4 rRNA genes are annotated in these 5,984 nt (G+C 49.9%); all 4 read left to right on the top strand.

The annotated features are described in order from the left end of the window. Positions 1–234: 234 nt before the first annotated feature. Positions 235–1,779: ribosomal RNA gene (locus AACT23_RS12375) — 16S ribosomal RNA — on the top strand. A gap of 430 nt (positions 1,780–2,209) precedes the next feature. Continuing rightward, positions 2,210–5,100, top strand: a 23S ribosomal RNA gene (locus tag AACT23_RS12370). A gap of 87 nt (positions 5,101–5,187) precedes the next feature. Next, a 5S ribosomal RNA gene (gene rrf, locus AACT23_RS12365) occupies positions 5,188–5,303 on the top strand. A gap of 366 nt (positions 5,304–5,669) precedes the next feature. Next, positions 5,670–5,984, top strand: a 16S ribosomal RNA gene (locus AACT23_RS12360); the annotation flags it as partial.

The raw sequence follows: 5,984 nt of genomic DNA, 5'->3' as shown, positions 1-5,984 counted from the left end.
GCTCTTTAACAATATAAACCTATCAATCTGTGTGGGCACTCGTTGATGATAATCAAAAAAGATTTATCAATGAACTGAGTGACCAATCAGAATCAAGTTTACTTGATTTTGGCACAGTCAATTCATTGTTGTTCTGTTGGAACAACAATAGCTTTAAAATTACTTTTTTACTTTCGAGTAAGAGCAGTTTTGAAGTCAGTATTCATTGAGCCGGTCTTAGGACCAACAAAACTTTAATTGAAGAGTTTGATCATGGCTCAGATTGAACGCTGGCGGCAGGCCTAACACATGCAAGTCGAGCGGCAGCACAGAGGAACTTGTTCCTTGGGTGGCGAGCGGCGGACGGGTGAGTAATGCCTAGGAAATTGCCCTGATGTGGGGGATAACCATTGGAAACGATGGCTAATACCGCATGATGCCTACGGGCCAAAGAGGGGGACCTTCGGGCCTCTCGCGTCAGGATATGCCTAGGTGGGATTAGCTAGTTGGTGAGGTAATGGCTCACCAAGGCGACGATCCCTAGCTGGTCTGAGAGGATGATCAGCCACACTGGAACTGAGACACGGTCCAGACTCCTACGGGAGGCAGCAGTGGGGAATATTGCACAATGGGCGCAAGCCTGATGCAGCCATGCCGCGTGTATGAAGAAGGCCTTCGGGTTGTAAAGTACTTTCAGTCGTGAGGAAGGTGGTGTTGTTAATAGCAGCATCATTTGACGTTAGCGACAGAAGAAGCACCGGCTAACTCCGTGCCAGCAGCCGCGGTAATACGGAGGGTGCGAGCGTTAATCGGAATTACTGGGCGTAAAGCGCATGCAGGTGGTGGATTAAGTCAGATGTGAAAGCCCGGGGCTCAACCTCGGAACCGCATTTGAAACTGGTTCACTAGAGTACTGTAGAGGGGGGTAGAATTTCAGGTGTAGCGGTGAAATGCGTAGAGATCTGAAGGAATACCGGTGGCGAAGGCGGCCCCCTGGACAGATACTGACACTCAGATGCGAAAGCGTGGGGAGCAAACAGGATTAGATACCCTGGTAGTCCACGCCGTAAACGATGTCTACTTGGAGGTTGTGGCCTTGAGCCGTGGCTTTCGGAGCTAACGCGTTAAGTAGACCGCCTGGGGAGTACGGTCGCAAGATTAAAACTCAAATGAATTGACGGGGGCCCGCACAAGCGGTGGAGCATGTGGTTTAATTCGATGCAACGCGAAGAACCTTACCTACTCTTGACATCCAGAGAAGCCAGCGGAGACGCAGGTGTGCCTTCGGGAACTCTGAGACAGGTGCTGCATGGCTGTCGTCAGCTCGTGTTGTGAAATGTTGGGTTAAGTCCCGCAACGAGCGCAACCCTTATCCTTGTTTGCCAGCGAGTCATGTCGGGAACTCCAGGGAGACTGCCGGTGATAAACCGGAGGAAGGTGGGGACGACGTCAAGTCATCATGGCCCTTACGAGTAGGGCTACACACGTGCTACAATGGCGCATACAGAGGGCAGCAAGCTAGCGATAGTGAGCGAATCCCAAAAAGTGCGTCGTAGTCCGGATTGGAGTCTGCAACTCGACTCCATGAAGTCGGAATCGCTAGTAATCGTAGATCAGAATGCTACGGTGAATACGTTCCCGGGCCTTGTACACACCGCCCGTCACACCATGGGAGTGGGCTGCAAAAGAAGTGGGTAGTTTAACCTTTCGGGGAGGACGCTCACCACTTTGTGGTTCATGACTGGGGTGAAGTCGTAACAAGGTAGCGCTAGGGGAACCTGGCGCTGGATCACCTCCTTATACGAAGATTACACTGATGAGTGTCCACACAGATTGATGGTTTATACAGTTTAAGAGACGANATAGCTCAGCTGGGAGAGCGCCTGCCTTGCACGCAGGAGGTCTGCGGTTCGATCCCGCATAGCTCCACCATCTTTAAGCGCACTAGCAATAGTGTTTTTAAAAATGGTTTTCATTAGAAAATCTTGCTCTTTAACAATTTGGAAAGCTGACTGATAACAACGAACGTGTTTGTTGTTATCAAATAAAAGTTCTCAACATCAATACGTTTAACGTATTGATACCAAACACATTCAAGTGTTCTTGGGAAAGCTTACTACGGTAAGTTTTCAAAATTGAGTCCGGCAAAATCAAACGTCTCTCGCTCATTCAAATAATGAGAGACAACCTTGGTGACTTGTCTGCAACACGAAACTTCTTCGGGTTGTATGGTTAAGTGACTAAGCGTACACGGTGGATGCCTTGGCAGTCAGAGGCGATGAAGGACGTAGTAACTTGCGATAAGCGTAGATTAGGCAGTAACAGCCACTTGAGTCTACGATTTCCGAATGGGGAAACCCACGTGCATAAGCACGTATCCTTACCTGAATACATAGGGTAAGGAGGCAAACCGGGGGAACTGAAACATCTAAGTACCCCGAGGAGAAGAAATCAACAGAGATTCCGAAAGTAGCGGCGAGCGAAATTGGACTAGCCCTTAAGCTTTTAATGATGCAGGTGAAGCCTCTGGAAAGTGGCGCAATAAAGGGTGATAGCCCCGTAACTGTTCCATCATTATAAGTGAAATCGAGTAAGGCGGGACACGTGTTATCCTGTCTGAACATGGGGGGACCATCCTCCAAGGCTAAATACTACTGACTGACCGATAGTGAACCAGTACCGTGAGGGAAAGGCGAAAAGAACCCCTGTGAGGGGAGTGAAATAGAACCTGAAACCGTGTACGTACAAGCAGTAGGAGCACCTTCGTGGTGTGACTGCGTACCTTTTGTATAATGGGTCAGCGACTTATATTCAGTGGCAAGGTTAACCGAATAGGGGAGCCGTAGGGAAACCGAGTCTTAACTGGGCGATTTAGTCTCTGGATATAGACCCGAAACCGGGTGATCTAGCCATGGGCAGGTTGAAGGTTGAGTAACATCAACTGGAGGACCGAACCGACTAATGTTGAAAAATTAGCGGATGACTTGTGGCTAGGGGTGAAAGGCCAATCAAACTCGGAGATAGCTGGTTCTCCCCGAAAGCTATTTAGGTAGCGCCTCGGACGAATACTACTGGGGGTAGAGCACTGTTAAGGCTAGGGGGTCATCCCGACTTACCAACCCTTTGCAAACTCCGAATACCAGTAAGTACTATCCGGGAGACACACGGCGGGTGCTAACGTCCGTCGTGGAGAGGGAAACAACCCAGACCGCCAGCTAAGGTCCCAAATTACTACTAAGTGGGAAACGATGTGGGAAGGCTCAGACAGCCAGGATGTTGGCTTAGAAGCAGCCATCATTTAAAGAAAGCGTAATAGCTCACTGGTCGAGTCGGCCTGCGCGGAAGATGTAACGGGGCTAAGTAGTAAACCGAAGCTGCGGCAATACAGTTTACTGTATTGGGTAGGGGAGCGTTCTGTAAGCCGTTGAAGGTGTGTTGTAAAGCATGCTGGAGGTATCAGAAGTGCGAATGCTGACATGAGTAACGATAAGGGGGGTGAAAAACCTCCCCGCCGGAAGACCAAGGGTTCCTGTCCAACGTTAATCGGGGCAGGGTAAGTCGACCCCTAAGGCGAGGCTGAAAAGCGTAGTCGATGGGAAACGGGTTAATATTCCCGTACTGCTTATAATTGCGATGGGGGGACGGAGAAGGCTAGGTGGGCCAGGCGACGGTTGTCCTGGTTCAAGTGCGTAGGCTAAGAGACTAGGTAAATCCGGTTTCTTGTTAGGCTGAGACACGACGTCGAGCTGCTACGGCAGTGAAGTCATTGATGCCCTGCTTCCAGGAAAAGCCTCTAAGCTTCAGATTATAAGCAATCGTACCCCAAACCGACACAGGTGGTCGGGTAGAGAATACCAAGGCGCTTGAGAGAACTCGGGTGAAGGAACTAGGCAAAATGGTACCGTAACTTCGGGAGAAGGTACGCTCTTATTGGTGAAGTCCCTCGCGGATGGAGCTGACGAGAGTCGCAGATACCAGGTGGCTGCAACTGTTTATTAAAAACACAGCACTGTGCAAAATCGCAAGATGACGTATACGGTGTGACGCCTGCCCGGTGCCGGAAGGTTAATTGATGGGGTTAGACTTAGGTCGAAGCTCTTGATCGAAGCCCCGGTAAACGGCGGCCGTAACTATAACGGTCCTAAGGTAGCGAAATTCCTTGTCGGGTAAGTTCCGACCTGCACGAATGGCGTAATGATGGCCACGCTGTCTCCACCCGAGACTCAGTGAAATTGAAATCGCTGTGAAGATGCAGTGTACCCGCGGCTAGACGGAAAGACCCCGTGAACCTTTACTACAGCTTGGCACTGAACATTGAACCTACATGTGTAGGATAGGTGGGAGACTTAGAAGCGCAGTCGCTAGATTGCGTGGAGTCGACCTTGAAATACCACCCTTGTCGTTTTGATGTTCTAACGTAGGCCCCTCATCGGGGTTGCGGACAGTGCCTGGTGGGTAGTTTGACTGGGGCGGTCTCCTCCCAAAGAGTAACGGAGGAGCACGAAGGTGGGCTAATCACGGTTGGACATCGTGAGGTTAGTGCAATGGCATAAGCCCGCTTAACTGCGAGAATGACGGTTCGAGCAGGTACGAAAGTAGGTCATAGTGATCCGGTGGTTCTGAATGGAAGGGCCATCGCTCAACGGATAAAAGGTACTCCGGGGATAACAGGCTGATACCGCCCAAGAGTTCATATCGACGGCGGTGTTTGGCACCTCGATGTCGGCTCATCACATCCTGGGGCTGAAGTCGGTCCCAAGGGTATGGCTGTTCGCCATTTAAAGTGGTACGCGAGCTGGGTTTAGAACGTCGTGAGACAGTTCGGTCCCTATCTGCCGTGGGCGTTGGAAGATTGAAGGGGGCTGCTCCTAGTACGAGAGGACCGGAGTGGACGAACCGCTGGTGTTCGGGTTGTCATGCCAATGGCATTGCCCGGTAGCTAAGTTCGGAATTGATAAGCGCTGAAAGCATCTAAGCGCGAAGCGAGCCCTGAGATGAGTCTTCCCTGGCACTTTAAGTGTCCTAAAGGGTTGTTCGAGACTAGAACGTTGATAGGTTGGGTGTGTAAGCGCTGCGAGGCGTTGAGCTAACCAATACTAATTGCCCGTGAGGCTTAACCATACAACACCGAAGGGGTTTTGTGGGCTCAATTGAAGAACATTGAATGTGTGAATGAGAACGAAACAGCTTTCCGAATTAAGAAATTTGCTTGGCGACCATAGCGTTGTGGACCCACCTGATTCCATGCCGAACTCAGAAGTGAAACACAACAGCGCCGATGGTAGTGTGGGGTCTCCCCATGTGAGAGTAGGACATCGCCAGGCTTAAATTCCGACTGGTCTCAGTGAGACGAGTCACCATAATATTCTCATGAAAATGTGAGAGTTTTATGTTGACTTTCGAAGCGGAAAGCGTATTATACGCGTCCTGCTTAAGTGTTAAGGCACTGAAAGCAAAGCTCTTTAACAATATAAACCTATCAATCTGTGTGGGCACTCGTTGATGATAATCAAAAAAGATTTATCAATGAACTGAGTGACCAATCAGAATCAAGTTTACTTGATTTTGGCACAGTCAATTCATTGTTGTTCTGTTGGAACAACAATAGCTTTAAAATTACGTCTTACTTTCGAGTAAGAGCAGTTTTGAAGTCAGTATTCATTGAGCCGGTCTTAGGACCAACAAAACTTTAATTGAAGAGTTTGATCATGGCTCAGATTGAACGCTGGCGGCAGGCCTAACACATGCAAGTCGAGCGGCAGCACAGAGGAACTTGTTCCTTGGGTGGCGAGCGGCGGACGGGTGAGTAATGCCTAGGAAATTGCCCTGATGTGGGGGATAACCATTGGAAACGATGGCTAATACCGCATGATGCCTACGGGCCAAAGAGGGGGACCTTCGGGCCTCTCGCGTCAGGATATGCCTAGGTGGGATTAGCTAGTTGGTGAGGTAATGGCTCACCAAGGCGACGATCCCTAGCTGGTCTGAGAGGATGATCAGCCACA

Origin of the sequence: Vibrio sp. V09_P4A23P171, assembly GCF_963875615.1 — a bacterium.
Classification (GTDB): domain Bacteria; phylum Pseudomonadota; class Gammaproteobacteria; order Enterobacterales; family Vibrionaceae; genus Vibrio; species Vibrio anguillarum.
The sequence above is the reverse complement of the archived record's forward strand: the minus strand, read 5'-3'. Positions and strand labels throughout refer to the sequence as shown.